Annotated in this window: 15 protein-coding genes and 2 pseudogenes; 6 read left to right on the forward strand and 11 right to left on the reverse strand. The window is 69.2% G+C overall.

Annotated elements, in window-relative coordinates; genetic code table 11:
• Position 1 precedes the first annotated feature (1 nt).
• Together ABCR94_RS32110 and ABCR94_RS32115 are read right to left on the reverse strand one after the other, a co-directional pair.
• Complete coding sequence (locus ABCR94_RS32110; protein WP_347124220.1) at positions 2–196, reverse strand: DUF397 domain-containing protein; 195 nt, start codon at positions 194–196, stop codon at positions 2–4.
• Positions 156–1,004, reverse strand: a complete 849-nt coding sequence (locus ABCR94_RS32115) for a helix-turn-helix domain-containing protein (protein WP_347124221.1) — start codon at positions 1,002–1,004, stop codon at positions 156–158. Before ABCR94_RS32115 ends, ABCR94_RS32110 begins: the two co-directional genes overlap by 41 nt.
• Positions 1,005–1,088: 84 nt before the next feature.
• Here ABCR94_RS32115 and ABCR94_RS32120 point away from each other — a divergent pair, with 84 nt between their 5' ends.
• Entirely contained in the window at positions 1,089–1,511 is a 423-nt protein-coding gene (locus tag ABCR94_RS32120; RefSeq protein ID WP_347124223.1) for an ATP-binding protein, read from the forward strand.
• Positions 1,512–1,522: 11 nt separating this feature from the next.
• Here the strand turns inward: ABCR94_RS32120 and ABCR94_RS32125 are convergent, their stop codons facing one another.
• Positions 1,523–2,344 (reverse strand): serine hydrolase domain-containing protein, encoded by an 822-nt coding sequence (locus ABCR94_RS32125; RefSeq protein ID WP_347124224.1) that lies wholly within the window; start codon positions 2,342–2,344, stop codon positions 1,523–1,525.
• Between the two features lie 19 nt (positions 2,345–2,363).
• Positions 2,364–2,834 (reverse strand): GNAT family N-acetyltransferase, encoded by a 471-nt coding sequence (locus tag ABCR94_RS32130; protein WP_347124226.1) that lies wholly within the window; start codon positions 2,832–2,834, stop codon positions 2,364–2,366.
• 84 nt (positions 2,835–2,918) lie between these two features.
• Here ABCR94_RS32130 and ABCR94_RS32135 point away from each other — a divergent pair, with 84 nt between their 5' ends.
• Both ABCR94_RS32135 and ABCR94_RS32140 read left to right on the forward strand, forming a co-directional pair.
• On the forward strand, positions 2,919–3,374 hold the full coding sequence (locus tag ABCR94_RS32135) for a MerR family transcriptional regulator (RefSeq protein ID WP_347124228.1): 456 nt from the start codon (positions 2,919–2,921) through the stop codon (positions 3,372–3,374).
• Positions 3,375–3,380: 6 nt separating this feature from the next.
• Positions 3,381–4,397: an aldo/keto reductase gene (locus ABCR94_RS32140; protein WP_347124230.1), complete on the forward strand. Its 1,017-nt coding sequence runs from the start codon at positions 3,381–3,383 to the stop codon at positions 4,395–4,397.
• A gap of 4 nt (positions 4,398–4,401) precedes the next feature.
• On the opposite strand, the pseudogene ABCR94_RS32145 reads toward ABCR94_RS32140, so the two are convergent.
• The 3 genes and pseudogenes from ABCR94_RS32145 to ABCR94_RS32155 form a co-directional block, all read right to left on the reverse strand.
• Positions 4,402–5,145 (reverse strand): annotated as a pseudogene (locus ABCR94_RS32145) (acyltransferase family protein); the annotation flags it as partial.
• Positions 5,141–5,910 (reverse strand): annotated as a pseudogene (locus ABCR94_RS32150) (histidine kinase); the annotation flags it as partial. The pseudogenes ABCR94_RS32150 and ABCR94_RS32145, both read right to left, overlap by 5 nt.
• Before the next feature lie 167 nt (positions 5,911–6,077).
• On the reverse strand, positions 6,078–7,043 hold the full coding sequence (locus ABCR94_RS32155) for a DUF4429 domain-containing protein (RefSeq protein ID WP_347124232.1): 966 nt from the start codon (positions 7,041–7,043) through the stop codon (positions 6,078–6,080).
• A gap of 353 nt (positions 7,044–7,396) precedes the next feature.
• Here ABCR94_RS32155 and ABCR94_RS32160 point away from each other — a divergent pair, with 353 nt between their 5' ends.
• On the forward strand, positions 7,397–8,677 hold the full coding sequence (locus ABCR94_RS32160; RefSeq protein ID WP_347124234.1) for an RNA-guided endonuclease InsQ/TnpB family protein: 1,281 nt from the start codon (positions 7,397–7,399) through the stop codon (positions 8,675–8,677).
• A 43-nt stretch (positions 8,678–8,720) separates the two neighbouring features.
• Here the strand turns inward: ABCR94_RS32160 and ABCR94_RS32165 are convergent, their stop codons facing one another.
• The gene (locus tag ABCR94_RS32165) at positions 8,721–9,932 is read right to left on the reverse strand and encodes an alpha/beta hydrolase (RefSeq protein WP_347124235.1); all 1,212 of its coding nucleotides are present in this window, start codon (positions 9,930–9,932) and stop codon (positions 8,721–8,723) included.
• Positions 9,933–10,017: 85 nt separating this feature from the next.
• A complete protein-coding gene (locus tag ABCR94_RS32170) occupies positions 10,018–10,698 on the reverse strand; it encodes a TetR/AcrR family transcriptional regulator (RefSeq protein ID WP_347124237.1) in 681 nt (226 codons plus the stop codon).
• A gap of 118 nt (positions 10,699–10,816) precedes the next feature.
• Between ABCR94_RS32170 and ABCR94_RS32175 the strand changes: the two genes are divergently transcribed.
• Together ABCR94_RS32175 and ABCR94_RS32180 are read left to right on the forward strand one after the other, a co-directional pair.
• Entirely contained in the window at positions 10,817–12,424 is a 1,608-nt protein-coding gene (locus tag ABCR94_RS32175) for an MFS transporter (protein WP_347124239.1), read from the forward strand.
• 243 nt (positions 12,425–12,667) lie between these two features.
• Positions 12,668–13,048: a peptidase inhibitor family I36 protein gene (locus tag ABCR94_RS32180; protein ID WP_521978349.1), complete on the forward strand. Its 381-nt coding sequence runs from the start codon at positions 12,668–12,670 to the stop codon at positions 13,046–13,048.
• Between the two features lie 21 nt (positions 13,049–13,069).
• Here ABCR94_RS32180 and ABCR94_RS32185 read toward each other — a convergent pair whose 3' ends face one another.
• A complete protein-coding gene (locus ABCR94_RS32185; protein ID WP_347124241.1) occupies positions 13,070–13,921 on the reverse strand; it encodes a potassium channel family protein in 852 nt (283 codons plus the stop codon).
• A 129-nt stretch (positions 13,922–14,050) separates the two neighbouring features.
• Positions 14,051–16,783, reverse strand: a complete 2,733-nt coding sequence (aceE, locus tag ABCR94_RS32190) for a pyruvate dehydrogenase (acetyl-transferring), homodimeric type (protein ID WP_347124243.1) — start codon at positions 16,781–16,783, stop codon at positions 14,051–14,053.
• Between the last annotated feature and the right edge of the window lie 262 nt (positions 16,784–17,045).

Genomic DNA, 17,045 nt, shown 5'->3' on the forward strand with positions numbered 1-17,045 from the left:
TCTACCGGAGCCCGTCCACGAATGTGTGCCAGGCGGCCGGGGTCAGGAGCAGGACGGGTCCGGTGGGGTTCTTGCTGTCGCGGACCGGGACGGCGCCGGGGCAGCCGTCGGCCACCTCGACGCAGTCGCCGCCGGTGTTTCCGCTGTAGCTGGACTTACGCCACCGCACGTTTGTCAGGTCGGGACCGATTGCCATAACGCTCCTCCATCACGCGGGTGATCAGTGCCGCCGAATCCTCCACGGAGAGTGCGGCGGCCTGCAAGTGAGCGTAACGGAGCGCGGCTTCCCGGATGGTGTCGGGGTTGGCCGTCATGTGACCCGAGATGACGTCTTCCGTGTAGACAACGTCGGGGTCGTCGTCGAAACGCAGAAGGTTGAACGACCCGGCCAGACTGGCGTGTTCACCCGCCGCGAAGGGCAGCACCTGGACACGCATCCAACGCTGTTTGGCGAACCCCAACAAGTGGGCGAGTTGGTTCCGCATGACCTGATGACCGCCGATCGGCCGATACAGCGCGGCCTCGTCCAGAATCGCCCAGGCCAGCGGCGGGCGTTCCCGCTCCAGGATGCGCTGGCGCTCCATCCTCGCCGCGACCAGGCTGTCGAGGTCGTCCGGCGTTCCGGTCGCCAGCACCGCCCGTGCGTACTCCTCCGTCTGCAGCAGCCCGTACACCAGCTGTGCCTGGTACGTGGAGATGTACGCGGCCTTGGCCTCCATCTCCGCGTACGGCTGGAACCAGGTCGGCAGTTGGCTGCGCAACACCAGGCCGATCAGACGCGAGAGCATGCCGTCCGTGCCCAGAGCCACGTCCGCCCGCTCGGAGAATTCGCGGGTGGGGACCTTCTTCGTGGTCTCGATCTGGCCGATCAGGGACCCCGTACAGAAGATGATGTCGCCGAGCTGGCCCTGCTTGAGGCCGCAGGCCTCTCTCAGGCGGCGGAGTTCCCAGCCGTAGTAGTCCAACGGGGAAGCGCTGGGGTCGAGTGAGTGGACGTTGGCCACGGTGGGCACCTCCGGGCTCCAACACCTCGCGGTGTTCGTTTCGGTACGTAGCCGAGAGTAACCATTCCATCGCACGCTGGTGGCATGAATCACACAACCGACCCTCATCCGGTGGATGTTGAGGCGGGCTATCGCGCCGACTTCGCCGTGAGCGAGCACTCGGCAGGGCATCTGCGCCGCATCCTGCGGCTGTACCTCGCGGGCTGGGAGCTGCTCGATGTGGCCGACGCGGCCGAGCTGGCGCTGACCGAGCTGATCGCGAATGTCGTACGGCATGTCCCCGGCCGCCATTGCCGGACACTCATCCTGCTCCAGCACGGTGGCGTGCGGGTCGAGGTTGAGGACGACAGTCCGCAACTGCCTCGCCCCGCCGTCGAGGGGGAGCTGGCCGAGGGCGGGCGGGGGCTGCTCCTGGTGGCCGCCGTCGTAGACGACTGGGGCGTGGAACTGCGCCCGGACGGCGGTGGCAAGACGGTGTGGTTCGAGACTCGACTCAAGCGGGAGTGAAGCGGCGCTTCTCAGCGCCCGGAGGCGAGCTCCGCGAGCACCGCGTCCGTGAAGGGCGGCCACGCCTCGGCGGCCCACGGGCCGAAGGCGCGGTCGCTCAGGGCGACGCAGGCCGCGCCCGCGTCCGGGTCGACCCACAGGAACGTACCGGACTGGCCGAAGTGCCCGAAGGTGCGCGGCGAGGACGAACTGCCCGTCCAGTGCGGGGACTTGGAGTCGCGGATCTCGAAGCCCAGGCCCCAGTCGTTCGGGTTCTGGTGGCCGTAGCCGGGGAGTACGCCCTTGAGGCCGGGGTGGACGACCGCCGTCGCCTCGGCGACCGTACGGACGTCGAGCAGGCGGGGCGCCTGCAACTCGGCGGCGAAGCGCGCCAGGTCGTCGACGGTCGAGACGCCGTCCTTGGCGGGGGAGCCGTCCAGCGAGGTGCCGCTCATGCCGAGCGGTTCGAGCACGGCCTGGCGCAGATACTCGGCGAACGGGATGTCGGTGGCCTTCGCGATGTGGTCACCGAGGACCTCGAAGCCCGCGTTGGAGTAGAGCCTGCGCTCGCCGGGCGGCGCCATCACCCGGTGCTCGTCGAAGGCAAGGCCGCTGGTGTGGGCCAGCAGGTGCCGGATCGTGGCGCCCTCGGGTCCGGCCGGCTCGTCGAGCTCGACGGCGCCTTCCTCGTACGCGACGAGTGCGGCGTACGCGGCGAGCGGCTTGGTGACGGAGGCGAGCGGGAAGCGGTGCGCGGTGGGCCCGTGCGCTCCGGCGATGGTGCCGTCCGCGCGTACGACGGCGGTCGCCGCGGTGGGTACCGGCCAGTTCTCGATCATCCGCACGCTGTCCATGCGTACGAGCGTAAAGGCTCTAGAGGTTCAGCCGCATCGAGGGGTCGGGCTTCCTGACGAAGCCGAGCGAGGCGTAGAGCGGCTCGGCCTCCGCGGACGCGTTGAGGTCGACGCTCGCCGCGCCGCGCTCCCGGAACCAGTCGAGCAGCGCCGCCATGCACGCACGGGCATGGCCGCAGCGACGCTGGTCCGGGTCGGTCGCGACGCTGAAGACATACCCGTTGGTGCCGTGCGGGTTGCCCGCGCGGCCGATGCGGTATTCGATCGTGCCGACGACCAGGGCGGCCAGGGTGCCGGGCCGGTCGGGGTGGTCGATCACGAAGGCCGCGAAGTCCCCTGCCGGGTCCGCGAGCTTCTCCCGCACCGTCACCACCGACTCGGGGTGCCAGTCCGTGGACGTACCACTGGTGAAGACGGAGTCGATCATGACCTGACGCAGTCGGATCACTTCGTCGGCATCATCGGCGGTCGCGCGTCGTACGAGGCTCATGCGGCGGAGGCTAACCGCCCCACCACCAAATTTCCCCAGGTTTTGCTTGCTTCGAGTGCACTCCAAGGTCTTAGCGTGGTGGTCATGACCGTGATGGAGACCGCCCCAGCGACCGCCGTCGCCTGCGACGCGGAACCCCGGGCGCTCCCGCGCCCCGAAGGCCAGGACCACTACACGATCAGCGAGGTTGCGGCGTACACCGGCCTCACGGCCCACACCCTGCGCTGGTACGAGCGGATCGGCCTGCTGTCGCACGTGGACCGCTCGCACACCGGCCAGCGCCGGTTCAACAACGGCGACCTGAAATGGCTGGACCTCGTCGGGAAGCTGCGACTGACCGGAATGTCCGTCGCGGACATGGTGCGGTACGCCGAGATGGTGCGGGAGGGCGAGCACACCATGGCGGCGCGCCACGAGCTCTTGGAGGCGACACGCAGGGCTGTGCGCGTGCGCATATCCGAGCTTCAGGACACGCTCGCAGTACTCGACTACAAGATCGACTATTACGCGGACGCCCGGCGGGCGTCGGAGAGGGTCTGACCACCCATGAGTGAGAGCAAGATCGAAAAAGTACAGCTCGGAACCCACGGACCGCAGGTCGGCGTGCAGGGCCTCGGCTGCATGGGCATGAGTTTCGCGTACGGACCCACGGACGCCGACGAGGCGCGGGCCACTCTGGAGCGCGCTCTGGACCTCGGTGTCACCTTCTACGACACGGCGGACGCGTACGCCGCCGGCGAGAACGAGAAGTTCCTCGCGCCGTTCGTGAAGGCGCACCGCGACGAGATCGTCATCGCCACCAAGTTCGCCCTGGCGATGGACCCGAACGACCCCACGAAGCGGATCATCCGTAACGACGCCGCCTACATCCGCGAGTGCATCGAAGGCAGCCTCCAGCGCCTCGGCGTGGACGAGATCGACCTCTACTACATGCACCGGCGCGATGTGAACATCCCCATCGAAGACACCGTCGGCGTGATGGCCGAGCTGGTCCGCGAGGGCAAGGTCAAGCACCTCGGCCTCAGCGAGGTCACCGGCGGCGAGCTGCGCGCCGCGCAGGCCGTGCACCCGATCGCGGCCGTCCAGTCGGAGTGGTCGCTGTTCAGCCGGGACATCGAGGCTGGGGTGGTACCCACCGCCGCCGAGCTCGGCGTCGCGCTCGTGCCGTACTCACCGCTCGGCCGTGGCTTCCTCACCGGCGCGTTCGTCAGCGCCGACAAGGACCTGAGCGCGGACGACTTCCGCCGCCAGCAGCCCCGCTTCACCGGCGACAACGCCACCGCGAACGCCGAGCTGCTCGCCCCCGTACGCAAGCTCGCCGAGGCGCGCGACGCGACCCTCGGGCAGATCGCGCTGGCCTGGGTCCAGCAGCAGGCCCAACTGCACGGCCTCGCCGTCGTACCGATCCCCGGCACGCGCAAGCGCACCCGGGTGGAGGAGAACGCCGCCGCGACCCGGCTGACGCTCACCGCCGACGAACTGGCGCTGCTCGACCCGATCGCGGGCCAGGTCGCCGGCGGCCGGTACGCGGACATGTCCTTCACGTCCGCGGGCCGCGAGTAGGCGCTCACGCCAGCCCCAGCGCGAACAACGCGAAGCCCGCCGCGAGGAGGCCCGCCGCCGCACGGCGGGCCTTCGCCGCCCTCGCCCCGGACTTCCAGGGCGCGTCGAAGCCCCGCGCATATCGCCCGATCGCGACCAGCAACACAGCGAACACCGGCAGCCACAGCACCCTCGCCAGGATCCAGCCGAGCGAGTCGGGGGCGCCGGTCAGCCCCGGGACCGTACCGAGGAACGAACCGGGAACGGCAGCGGCGAGCATCGCCGTCTGGTGCCAACACAAAATACTCATCGCGGACAGATTGACGACGACAACCGGCGCCCACACCGCGGGACGGCGCAGCAACGTGCCGATCCGATCGCGCAGCAGGATCGCGGCGCCGCACTGGGTGGCCGCCAGCGCCACGACGAGCAGCGACGGCGGATGAGAGTTGGTACGCGCCTCACCCGGCACACCGACCATCGAAGCCGGGTAGTGGAAGAAGACCAGCAGCACAGCAAACAGAACAGCACCACCCACCACCAACAGCGCACCCCCACGCTTCCCGATGCGCTTCTCGCCCCAGGCCACACCCAGTTGGTACGCGAAGAGCCACCCGGGCAGCAGATTCAGCAGACTGATCCAGGACGGCATGGAGTCGGCGTACGGCCCGTACCGCAGAAAGTCCACAACAGCCACTGCCCCCACCAGAGGCAGCGCGGCCCACCCGCCCACCTTCCGGCTGAGCCGAACACACAGCGGTGTCACCGACCCGGTACGGCGCGGAGTCGGCCTGCACCGTGATCACCGACATGTGGTGGGCGACGACGTCGTGCAGCTCACGGGCGATACGGGTCCGCTCCTCCAGGAGCGTGCGCCGGGAGCGCCCCGCCCCGCTGATGGTCTCCTGCTCGGTCAGCCGCCGCTGTACGTCGCCGCGTTCGTGCAGCGCACCCCCGACCACCAGAACCACCGCGCTCAGCACGATCATCAGCAGATTCGTGCCGTCGCTCTCCGCCGGGTAGACCTGCCCGAGACGAGACCGGCCACGCAGGTCACGAGCCAGACCCCGATCAGGGTCCGGCGCGTCTCGCGCAGCGCCAGCGCGAGCATGAGGAAGAGGTAGCCGACGATCACGGGCGGGGGCCACGGCCAGCCACCGTGTGTCCCGAGATATTTGAGCAGGAACAGCCCGCCGACGACATCGGCGGGCAGGATGATCCACCAGGCCTGGAGCGGCCGTTGGCCGATCATCAGCAGCGGCACGGCCTGGGCGATGGCGATGGCCCCGGCCAGGCCGCCCGGCATCCCGTAGTCGTTGCTCAGGACGTTGACCGTCACGGGCAGCAGAGCGCAGGCGAGCATGAGCACCGCACCGTACGGCAGCAGCCGCTGCCATCGCTTCGGCGCGTCGGCGAACAGGGGCGTCGGGGAGTGGGAGGGGTGGCTGACGGCGTGGGCGAGGGCGCGCAGATTGCGGCGTCCGGCGCTGATCAGGCCGTCGGTGGGGGGCGCGGGAGCGGGAGGCGGAGTCATGACCTGATCAGCGTAGGCAGCGCGCGGGGTTCAGGCGTCATACCGGGGAGCGGCAGGCGGTGTCATACCCAGGTAGGGGGCCGCCCAGCAGCCCCCTGGCAGAGCCACCTGCGCCGCAGCCAGTCCGCGTCCCAGCCACTCCGCACCTCAGCCACTGCGCCGCATCCTCAAAGCTCCGCCAGTAACTCCGCCTTCTTCGCGCTGAACTCCTCGTCCGTGACGAGCCCCGCCTCGTGCAGATCCCTGAGGTGCCTGATCCGCTCCGCGATGTCCGCGGGATCCTGCCGCCCGCCAGCCGCACCCGCAGTCGCACCCGCACCCGCAGTCGCGACGGCCGCAGGGCCGGGGGAGGCGCCGGGCATACCCGCCGCCTCGACCGGCGCCGCGGTCACCGCGTCCACCGGCACCCCCATCCCGCTCCGCACCGCGCCGAGCACCGCCGCCGCGAACGGCAGGGACTCGTGCACCGGCCCGTATCCGAGCCCGAAGACGACGGCCGCCGGGTCCTGGTCCGCCTGGGCGGGCTGCCGCATCCCCGTACCCCCGCCACCGTCGCCGCGCAGGAGCAGCCGCAGGTACCCGTCGAACACGTCGGGCGAGCGCCACTCGACGCCGTTCAGCTCCTGGACGTGGAAGGTCTGGTCGCCCGCTTTCCACTTCGCGGAGGACGCCCCCGTCCAGAACCAGCGGAAAGCCACCTGCGCCCCGTCGAAGGACGCCTTGCCGTCGTACGCCTTGAACTGCAGCGGGGCCTGGGGCGCAGCCACCAGGAACCGTTCGGCGGGGACCTTCGCCTCCGGCAGGAGCATCGCGCGCAGCTCGTCCGCGTAGTACTCGGCGAGCGTCTCGCGCTCCGCGGGCAGCACCAGCCGGTACGGGTCGTTGCCGTCCTTCAGCTGTCCGGCCGCGGCTTCCATCAGCGGGTCCGCACCCGGTCTTGGCATCGCATGCAGAACGACTGTCCCGCGCTTGCCCGGCGTCAGGGTCACCGACGCCAGCGCTTCGTGGGGTATACGTCGTTCGCCGAGCGCCTGGAAGAGCTTCGGCGTGCGGATCCCCCGTTCGAAGCGGATGAGCACGGCGTCGCTTTCGAACTCCCAGGTGGCATGAATTCCCGCCAGCACATCCCCCATGCGGCTCATCGTATGCGGCGTGCGCCCCCGCGTCGCCCCTGGGCGCCGGGGGCAATTTTCCCGTCGCCGCACGCATCTACCTCTGATCTTGGCCAGTGCTCCGCCCTTCAGGGCGGGGGCGAAGGCCGTCCTTGGCCCGGAGGCGCAGAGCGCCGGAGTGCTCTGCGCCTCCGTAGCGACGGCCAGACGGGATGCTGCTGGTTTTCGATTTCGCCGTTGAACGGTTTCAGCTCGGCCTCGAAGGCGGCGCAGACCTCCCGCATGATCTCCTTGGTGCGGGTCAGCGACCCGTACGAACGTACGGATTTGACTTCCGATGCGGTGGCATACATCAAAGTTATATAGTCCAGTGTATGAGTGAACGCGGTCTGGAGAAGCGGCAGTTCGGGCACCGTGCCCGGCTGGCACTTGCTCCTGCCGGGGTTCGCGCGGCGGATGGTCAGGCGCACGCGGCCCGCACCCTGTGGAACCTTCTCCACGCGTGGTGGCAGATGATGCCGAAGGACAAGCGGACATTGGCGCACGCGGATGCCGCGATCCGTCAGGCCCGCAAGGACATCGACTTCCTTGCCGTCCTTCCCGCGCAGGCCGCGCAAGCGGTACTCAAGACGTACTTCCAGGCGTGGAAGAACTGCTGGGAAGGCCGCGCCGACGCCCCGAACTTCAAGGGCCGGCTGCGCACGGTGATGTCCGTGGACGTCCCGCAGGGCCGGGACCTGAACATCACCCGCGTGCACCGACGCTGGGGCATGGCCAATATCCCCAAGGTGGGCCGGGTCCGCTTCCGTTGGACCAAAGACCTGCCGGTGGGCAAGCGCGCAGGCGCGGAGAACCGGATCACCGGGGCGCGACTGATCAAGGACGCGCTCGGCTGGCACATCGCCTTCCGTGTCCAGACCTTGGAGGTCAAGCCCGAGCCCCACCAGGGACCGGAAGTCGGCATCGACATGGGCGTCAACGTGCCCCTCGCCCTTTCGGACGGCCAGACGTACGAGCACGGCGCATGGCTGACCGAGAAGGAAAAGACCAAGCTCCTGCACCTGGAGCAGCGCGCCGCCCAGCGCAAGGGGCACCGCCAACCCGGCGAGCGCACCAGCCGCCGGCTGCACCACACCTATGACCAGATCGCAGGACTCCGCGCAAAAGCCAAGCGGCGGGCCCTGGACTGGCAGCACCAGACGACCACCGCCATCGCCCGCACCTACGCCACCGTCGTGGTCGAAGCACTCACCATCACGAACATGGTCAAGTCTGCCAGGGGAACCATCGAGGAACCGGGGAAGAACGTGGCCCAGAAGTCCGGGCTGGACCGCTCCATCAGCGGGGAAGCATGGGGCCGGACGGTCACCATGCTCACGTACAAGACCGCCAACAACGGCGGCACCCTGCACAAGGTCCCCGCCCCCAACACGTCCCGGCGCTGCTCCGCGTGCGGCTTCATCACGCCCGGCAACCGGGAGAGCCAGGCCGTGTTCGTGTGCAAGAACCCGGACTGCGGCTGGTCGGGCAACGCCGACCACAACGCGGCCCAAAACGTCTTGCACCTGTACCGGATGGGCCACGCGCTCATCCCGGCTGCCGGGAGGGCAGTCGTCAGGCGCGCCAAGCGCGTCAAGCCCGCTGCCGCAAGGTAAGCAGGAATCTCCCGGCTTCAGCCAGGAGAACACTTCAAGCGCGTCAGATCTCCTCCGCGCCGGAAATTCCGTTCCGGCAGGCCGCGTCGCCGGTCGCACAGCTCACCGTGCGGTACGAACCGACGCCTATTTCGGCGAAGTTGCTGAGGCTCTCCGTACCGGGCTCGAAATAGCCGGTGTGCCCGACCGCGCCGGTCGCGGAGACGACCCGCGCCCCGAACTCCGGTGACACCGGGTCCGCGCCGTGGCCGAGCCCGCCGACCTCCAGGTAAGGCACGTCCTGGATCCAGTCGTCGCCGTCCCGGGTGGCCCACACGCGCGCGGCGGTCCTCAGCTGCTTGGCGTTCTCGACCCGCATGCCGGGGCTGCCGAAGGCCACGATGTCGGCGACCCGCGGCGGCAGCGAGGGGGCGGCGACGCCGCACACCACGGAGCCGTAGCTGTGGCAGAAGAGCGACACCTTCGAGCCGCCGGGGAGCGCCTCGACGAGCGAGTTGAGCCGCTGTGAGCCGTCCAGGGCGGGCTTGCCGATGACCGCGTCCATGCCGAGGCCGGCGGGCGCCGTGTAGTCCGCCCAGGCGATGACGGCGGTACGGGCCCCCGGTGACGCGGCGCGCTCCGCGGCGTACAGGGACTTGGCCATGCCGACGGGGGCGCTGTTCTTGCGCTGGGACCGTTCGAAGTTGACCAGCGTGGTGTCGACGCCCGGGACGACGACCGAGACCCGCTTCGCGCGTCCGAGATCGCCGAAGACCTCGGCGACCCGCCCGGAGCCCGCCGGGTCGAAGGCGAGGACCTGCCGCCCGTGGTCCATCAGGGACCCGAAGCGGTGCCACCGCCGGTCGGCCGTCTGCCGGCCGGCCGCGGAGAGCTTCGGGTCGCGCATCCGCGACCGCTCCACGGTGCGCGCCTGGGCCAGTGCCCGATGGTTGGCGCGGTAGCGCAGGGTGAGCGGGGCGCCGTTCAGATTGCCGACGACCAAGGGATAGCGGTCGACGAGACGCTCGCGCTGGGACGCGCTGAGAGTGGCGAAGAAGCCGGCAAGGCGGGCCGGAGTCGACCTGGCGTCCGGCAGTTCGCGGCCGTCGATGCCACCGCGGGCCCAGGAGGACAGAGATGCCGCACGGGGGTCCGTATCGCTCTTGTGGTGGCGCATCGCCGTCCAGCCCGTGGTGGCCAGCATGACGAACACCACGGCGAGAGCGAGGAGCGCGCGCCATGCGTTGAGAGTGGGGGAGGAGTCAAAAGAAGTCACTACGGACCACCCTAGAAGATGGGTGGCGTTCTCCGCGAAGTCAGTGAGGGAGCTCACGTTTCGAGCGGGAGGTGTACGCGCACCGTCACGCTGTGTGTGGGCCCCGAGTGCGCGCCGGGGCGCGCCAGTTGGTGGCGAGCGCCGGTCCGAGCTGGTCCAGGTAGAGCTCGGTCAGTGCCCTGATCGCCTGCACGCTCATGTCCTGGCCCTGCCCCCACAGTCGCCCGGACACCCGCATGACGCCGGTGAATGTGGCGACGGCGATGCGCGGCCTCGGGTCGGCGTCCACGTCGAGGCCCTCGCGGCCGGCGATGATCCGGGCGATCTCCTCCTCGATCTCCGTGGAGCGGCGGATGTGGGCGGCGAGCAGCACGGGAGTGGATTCGATCAGCTGGTACGTACGCATGTGCAGTTCGACGGGTACGACAGCCTCGATGGCCTCGCCGATGGAGTCCCAGGAGGTGAGGACGGCCTGGCGCATGGCTTCGAACGGGCCTTCATCGGCGGGCCGCTCGCGCAGTTCCGCGACGTAGCGCGACTCGACGATCGCCTGGAGGGCGAAGGCGGCGTCCTCCTTGGTGGCGAAGTAGCGGAAGAAGGTGCGCTGGGAGACCTCGACGGCTTCGGTGATCTCGTCGACGGTCGTGTGCTCGTATCCCTGCGTGGTGAACAGTTCGAGCGCGACGCGCAGCAGGGCGTCACGGGTGCGCTGCTTCTTCCGTTCGCGCAGCCCTGTCGGCTCCGCCGCCGCTTGCTGCTCGGTCATCGCCGGTGGGTCCTCTTTCTGCCTTTTGCCCAGCTCAGTTTACCTGTGAGCTACGTGTCAATTACTGACTTGTGAAATTATTTGTCAACTGTCAGTGGCTGACATTAGCCTCGGCCGTATGACTAGTCAGACCACCATCGACAAGGCGCCGCCGCCGCAGGATCCTGCGTCCGCGCCCGCCAAGGGGCTTCGCGGCCATCCCTGGTTGACGCTATTTTCTGTGGCGATCGGCGTGATGATGGTCGCGCTCGACGGCACCATCGTCGCGATCGCCAACCCCGCCATCCAGAAGGACCTCGGCGCCTCGCTGGCCGACGTCCAGTGGATCACCAACGGCTATCTTCTCGCGCTCGCCGTCGCACTGATCACGGCAGGCAAGCTCGGTGACCGCTTCGGCCATCGGCAGACCTTCCTCATAGGCATCGCGGGCTTCGCTCTCGCCTCCGGTGCGATCGGCGTCTCCGACAGCGTCACGCTGGTGATCGTCTTCCGGGTGCTCCAGGGTGTCTTCGGCGCCCTGCTGATGCCCGCCGCGCTCGGCCTGCTGCGCGCCACCTTCTCCGCCGACAAGCTGAACATGGCCATCGGCATCTGGGGCATGGTCATCGGCGCCTCCACCGCGGCCGGCCCGATCGTCGGCGGTCTGCTCGTCGAGCACGTCAGCTGGCAGTCGGTGTTCTTCATCAACGTGCCGGTCGGCGTGATCGCGCTCGTCCTCGGCCTGGTGATCCTCAAGAACCACCGAGCGGAGAACGCCCCGAAGTCCTTCGACATCCTGGGCATCCTGCTGCTCTCCGGCGCGATGTTCTCGCTCATCTGGGGCATCATCAAGGCTGGCGAGTGGACCTGGGGCGACGGCAGGACCTGGGCCTGGCTCGGCGCCGCGGTGCTGCTCTTCGTGCTCTTCGCCATCTGGGAGACCAAGGTCAAGGAGCCGCTGGTCCCCCTGGCGATGTTCCGCTCGGTGCCGCTCAGCGCAGGCGTCATCCTCATGGTGCTCATGGCCTTCGCCTTCATGGGCGGCCTGTTCTTCGTGACGTTCTACCTTCAGGGCGTCCACGGGATGAGCCCCGTCGACAGCGGGCTGCATCTGCTGCCCCTGACGGCCATGATGATCGTCTCCTCGCCGGTCGCGGGCCTGCTCATCACCAAGTTCGGACCGCGGGTTCCGCTGGTCGGCGGCATGGTGGCCACCGCCGTCGCCTGCTTCGGCATGTCGACCCTGTCGTCCGGTACGGGCACGCTGACGATGTCGGTCTGGTTCGCCCTGCTGGGCCTGGGCCTCGCCCCCGTCATGGTGGGCGCCACCGAAGTCATCGTCGGCAACGCGCCGTTGGAGCTGTCCGGTGTCGCAGGTGGCCTCCAGCAGGCCGCGATGCAGGTCGGCGGAGCCCTCGGCACCGCGGTGCTCGGCGCCGTCATGTCCTCCAGGGTCAGCGCCGAGTTCGCGGGCAACTGGAAGGACGCCGGCATCCCGGTGCCGCCCGATCCCAAGCTGGAGGAGGCCGCCGAGTTCGCCGCGGTCCCGCCCCAGCTGGCCGACGCGCCGGGCATGACGTCGGAGATGTTCGCCAAGATCACGGGCGTCATCCATGACACTTTCGTGTCGGGCATGGGCTTCGCCTTCACCGTCGCGGGAGGCGTCGCGGTCGTCGCGGCGCTGGTCGCCACCCAGACCAAGCGCGGCGACATCGCGGAGGCGGGCGTGGGAACGGCCCACATCTGACGCTCGACGTCGTCAACTTCGCGCGTACGACAGCCCCGCCGGACGGTTCCGGCGGGGCTGTCGCCTATCCGGGTGGACCAGTCCCAGGCCTCTTGAGGCGGCGCGTCGTAGCAGGTCAGGGTGCAGCAACTGATCACTACGACATGGAGGTCGAGCCCAATGCGTACGACCAAGCCCAAGACCAAGAGCAAGACCACGGCCAAGACCAAGACCACGGCCAAGACCACGGCGAAGACCAGCGCCATGCGGACCAATGCCCTGCGTACGACCGCACTCGCGGCTGGCGTCCTGGCCGTCGCCGCGCTGCTGCCGCAGAGCGCCCACGCCGCCGCGCCGCCCCGTCGCGGGGAATGCGCGGCCGGGGAACTCTGCCTCTGGGAGAAGCCGGACTTCAAGGGCGCCCGGCAGACCCATGAGCTGGCCGGCACCGACATCGAGAGCTGTGTCCCGCTGCCGGCCGGCACCGATGCCCAGGCTCTGGCCAACCGCACCGGGCGGCCGGTCACGACGTACCAGTCCCAGGAGTGCGCGGAGACCGGGGAGTTCGAGACCTACCCGGGTGGTGGTACCTGGGTGCCCAGGACGTCGTACCGGGTGCGGGCCTTCAAGATGTGGGAGAGCTGAGACCGGGGAGGACCGGGAAGGTCAGCGGCCGGAGGGCCGGTCGGCGACCGGGGGGCCGCTCTGGGCGGGCACTTGGGGAACGGGTAGCTCTCCGGAAGCCCCCGCAGCCCCCGCAGCCCCCGCAGCCCCCGCTTCACCCGCGGGCCGCACCGGCGCGGACAGTCGCCCGACCTCCAGCCGCAGCTCCTTGACCTCGTACGTCAGCGCCTCCAGGAGCGCGGTGTGGCGCCGCTCCTCGGCGTTGTCGCGCTCGAAGCGGGAGATGAACCAGGCCGCGATGTTCGCGGTGACCACACCGAGCAGCGCGATGCCCGACAGCATCAGGCCCACCGCGAGCACCCGGCCGAGACCGGTCGTGGGGGAGTGGTCGCCGTATCCGACGGTTGTCATCGTCGTGAACGACCACCACACCGCGTCACCCAGCGTCCTGATGTTCCCACCCGGCGCCTCCCGCTCGACTTCGAGGACGGCCAGCGAGCCGAACATCAGCAGGCCCACCACCGTGCCCCCGACGTACGCCGTCAGCTGGATCTGGGGCGCCATCCTGGCCCGCCGCCCGACCAGCAGCAGGGTGGAGATGAGCCGCAGCAGCTGCAGGGGGCGCAGCAGCGGTACGAGCACCGCGATCAGGTCCAGCGGGTGGCTGCGGACGAACAGCCACTTGCCGGGCGACAGCGACAGCCGTACGAGATAGTCCACCGCGAAGGCGCCCCACACCACCCACTCGGTGACCGTGCACACCAGGCGCACCGTCCCGCTCGCGTCGTGCACGACGATCGGCACCGCGTAGGCGACGGCGAACGCCGCCGCCAGCCCCAGCAGGGGCCCCTGTGTGCGCCGCTCCCATCGGAGCTGCGCGGTCTGCACCTTCATGCCCGCATCGTAGAGCCGCGTTATCCGGGGAACGCCCCCCCGGGCGGCCCGCACAGCCGGAAGGGCGGCGGGGCCGAGGCCCGCACCGCCCTTCCGGCGATCGCAACTGATCGAAGGCATTACGCCGTGTTACGCGTCGCCGCCCGCCGCACCCGGGGCGGCCGCGGTCACGTCGAGCAGCTGGTAGCGGTCGACGGCCTGCTTCAGCGCGGACCGGTCGATCCTGCCCTCCTTGGCGAGCTCGGTGAGCACCGCCAGGACGATCGACTGCGCGTCGATGTGGAAGAAGCGCCGTGCCGCACCGCGGGTGTCGGCGAAGCCGAAGCCGTCCGCACCCAGCGACTGGTACGCACCGGGCACCCAGCGCGAGATCTGGTCCGGAACCGAACGCATCCAGTCGGAGACGGCCACGAACGGACCCTCGGCCGCGGAGAGCTTCCGCGTCACGTACGGAACCTGCTGCTCCTCCTCCGGGTGGAGCAGGTTGTGCCGCTCCACGTCGACGGCTTCGCGGCGCAGCTCGTTCCAGGAGGTGGCGGACCAGACGTCGGCCTTGACGTTCCACTTCTCGGCGAGGATCCGCTGAGCCTCGATCGCCCACGGGACCGCGACACCGGAGGCCATGATCTGGGCCGGAATCTCGCCCTTCTCGCCCTCCTTGAAGCGGTGGATACCCTTGAGGATGCCGTCGATGTCGACGTTCTCGGGCTCGGCCGGGTGCTGGATCGGCTCGTTGTAGACGGTCATGTAATAGAAGATGTCCTCGGCGTTCTCGCCGTACATCCGGCGCAGGCCGTCCCGCACGATGTGCGCGATCTCGAAGCCGTAGGCCGGGTCGTAGGAGACACAGCCCGGGTTCGTCGATGCGAGCAGCTGCGAGTGGCCGTCCGCGTGCTGGAGGCCCTCACCGGTGAGCGTCGTACGACCGGCTGTCGCGCCAAGGACGAAGCCGCGCGCGAGCTGGTCGGCCATCTGCCAGAACTGGTCGCCGGTGCGCTGGAAACCGAACATCGAGTAGAAGACGTACACCGGGATCAGCGGCTCGCCATGGGTGGCGTACGCCGAACCCGCGGCGATCAGCGAGGCGGTACAGCCGGCCTCGGAGATGCCGTCGTGCAGCATCTGCCCGGTCGGCGACTCCTTGTACGCGAGCAGCAGATCGCGGTCCACGGCCTCGTACTGCTGACCGAGCGGGTTGTAGATCTTCGCGGTCGGGAAGAACGCGTCCATGCCGAACGTGCGGTACTCGTCGGGCGCGATCAGCACGAACCGCTTGCCGATCTCCTTGTCCCGCATGAGGTCCTTCAGCACGCGGACGAACGCCATGGTGGTGGCGATCGACTGCTGGCCGGAGCCCTTCTTCGCTGCCGCGTACGTCTTGTCGCCCGGCAGCGTCAGCGGCTTCGCGCGCACGACACGGCTCGGTACGTACCCGCCCAGCGCGTTGCGGCGGTCGTGCATGTACTGGATCTCGTCCGAGTCGCGGCCCGGGTGGTAGTACGGCGGGGCGCCGGACTCCAGCTCCTTGTCCGCGATCGGGATGTGCAGCCGGTCGCGGAAACGCTTGAGGTCGTCCGCGGTCAGCTTCTTCATCTGGTGGGTCGCGTTGCGGCCCTCGAAGTTCGGGCCGAGGGTCCAGCCCTTGACCGTCTGCGCGAGGATCACGGTCGGCTGGCCCTTGTGCGCCTTGGCCGCCGCGTAGGCCGCGTAGACCTTCTTGTGGTCGTGACCGCCGCGGCCGAGGTGCAGGATCTGCTCGTCGCTCATGCCGTCGACCATCGCGCGCAGGCGGTGGTCGTCGCCGAAGAAGTGCTCGCGGATGTACTCGCCGGTCTCTGTCGCGTACGTCTGGAACTGGCCGTCGGGCGTGGTGTTCAGCCGGTTCACCAGGACGCCGTCGCGGTCCTGCGCGAGCAGCGGGTCCCAGGAGCGGTCCCAGACGAGCTTGATGACGTTCCAGCCGGCGCCGCGGAACTGCGACTCCAGCTCCTGGATGATCTTGCCGTTGCCGCGGACCGGGCCGTCGAGGCGCTGCAGGTTGCAGTTGACGACGAAGGTCAGGTTGTCCAGGTTCTCGCGGGCGGCGATGGACAACTGGCCCAGCGACTCGGGCTCGTCCATCTCGCCGTCGCCGAGGTACGCCCAGACATGCGACTTGGAGGTGTCGGCGATGCCGCGCGCCTCCATGTAGCGGTTCATCCGGGCCTGGTAGATCGCGCCGAGGGGGCCGAGGCCCATCGAGACGGTCGGGAACTCCCAGAAGTCCGGCATCAGCCGCGGGTGCGGGTAGCTGGACAGGCCGTTGGGGAACTTCGACTTCTCCTGGCGGAACCCGTCGAGCTGAGCCTCGCTCAGGCGGTCGAGGAGGAACGCGCGGGCGTAGATACCGGGGGAGGCGTGGCCCTGGAAGAAGATCTGGTCGCCGCCGTCACCCTCGTCCTTGCCGCGGAAGAAGTGGTTGAAGCCCACGTCGTACAGCGAGGCGGAAGACGCGAAGGTGGCGATGTGGCCGCCGACTCCGATGCCGGGGCGCTGGGCACGGGACACCATCACGGCCGCGTTCCAGCGGGTCGCGTTGAGGACCTTGCGCTCGATCTCCTCGTTGCCGGGGAAGAACGGCTCGTCCTTGGTGGCGATGGTGTTGATGTAGTCCGTGCTGCGCATCTCGGGCACGGCCACGCGCTTCTCGCGGGCACGCTCGATCAGGCGGAGCATCAGGTAGCGGGCGCGCTCGCGGCCCCGCTCGTCGACGGCGGCGTCGAGGGAGTCCAGCCATTCCTGGGTTTCTTCGGGATCGAAGTCCGGGACCTGGCTCGGAAGGCCGCCAATGATGATCGGGTTGCGATCGGATCCGGAAGCCACGCTGTTCCTTCGCTGGTTGGGTTCTGAGGGGGTGTCGCGCCGCATCCATCGTGTACCCCGCGAACGCAAACGTCATCTCTACTGGGGGGTAACCACCGCTCGGCGAGAAGGCTCGTCGTCGGTCCGCGGGCAGGGTCACGGATGGGTCCGGCCAAATCGCAACCTTACGCCCAACGCGTTTATCTGTTCCGTAAGGCTGTTCGGAACCCGATTGGCGTACTGAAGCCGCGGAACCCGTCAAACCCGGTCGAATGGTGTGGGA

It is taken from the genome of Streptomyces changchenzhani, assembly GCF_039766235.1.
In the GTDB taxonomy this organism is placed as follows: Bacteria; Actinomycetota; Actinomycetes; order Streptomycetales; family Streptomycetaceae; genus Streptomyces.

Excerpts from the sequence above, each read along its gene's own strand:
- ABCR94_RS32110 (WP_347124220.1), bottom strand. The coding sequence starts at position 196 with ATGGCAATCGGTCCCGACCTGACAAACGTGCGGTGGCGTAAGTCCAGC.
- ABCR94_RS32120 (WP_347124223.1), top strand. The coding sequence starts at position 1,089 with ATGAATCACACAACCGACCCTCATCCGGTGGATGTTGAGGCGGGCTAT.
- ABCR94_RS32125 (WP_347124224.1), bottom strand. The coding sequence starts at position 2,344 with ATGGACAGCGTGCGGATGATCGAGAACTGGCCGGTACCCACCGCGGCG.
- ABCR94_RS32130 (WP_347124226.1), bottom strand. The coding sequence starts at position 2,834 with ATGAGCCTCGTACGACGCGCGACCGCCGATGATGCCGACGAAGTGATC.
- ABCR94_RS32135 (WP_347124228.1), top strand. The coding sequence starts at position 2,919 with ATGACCGTGATGGAGACCGCCCCAGCGACCGCCGTCGCCTGCGACGCG.
- ABCR94_RS32140 (WP_347124230.1), top strand. The coding sequence starts at position 3,381 with ATGAGTGAGAGCAAGATCGAAAAAGTACAGCTCGGAACCCACGGACCG.
- ABCR94_RS32155 (WP_347124232.1), bottom strand. The coding sequence starts at position 7,043 with ATGGGGGATGTGCTGGCGGGAATTCATGCCACCTGGGAGTTCGAAAGC.
- ABCR94_RS32160 (WP_347124234.1), top strand. The coding sequence starts at position 7,397 with ATGAGTGAACGCGGTCTGGAGAAGCGGCAGTTCGGGCACCGTGCCCGG.
- ABCR94_RS32170 (WP_347124237.1), bottom strand. The coding sequence starts at position 10,698 with ATGACCGAGCAGCAAGCGGCGGCGGAGCCGACAGGGCTGCGCGAACGG.
- ABCR94_RS32175 (WP_347124239.1), top strand. The coding sequence starts at position 10,817 with ATGACTAGTCAGACCACCATCGACAAGGCGCCGCCGCCGCAGGATCCT.
- ABCR94_RS32180 (WP_521978349.1), top strand. The coding sequence starts at position 12,668 with ATGCGGACCAATGCCCTGCGTACGACCGCACTCGCGGCTGGCGTCCTG.
- ABCR94_RS32185 (WP_347124241.1), bottom strand. The coding sequence starts at position 13,921 with ATGAAGGTGCAGACCGCGCAGCTCCGATGGGAGCGGCGCACACAGGGG.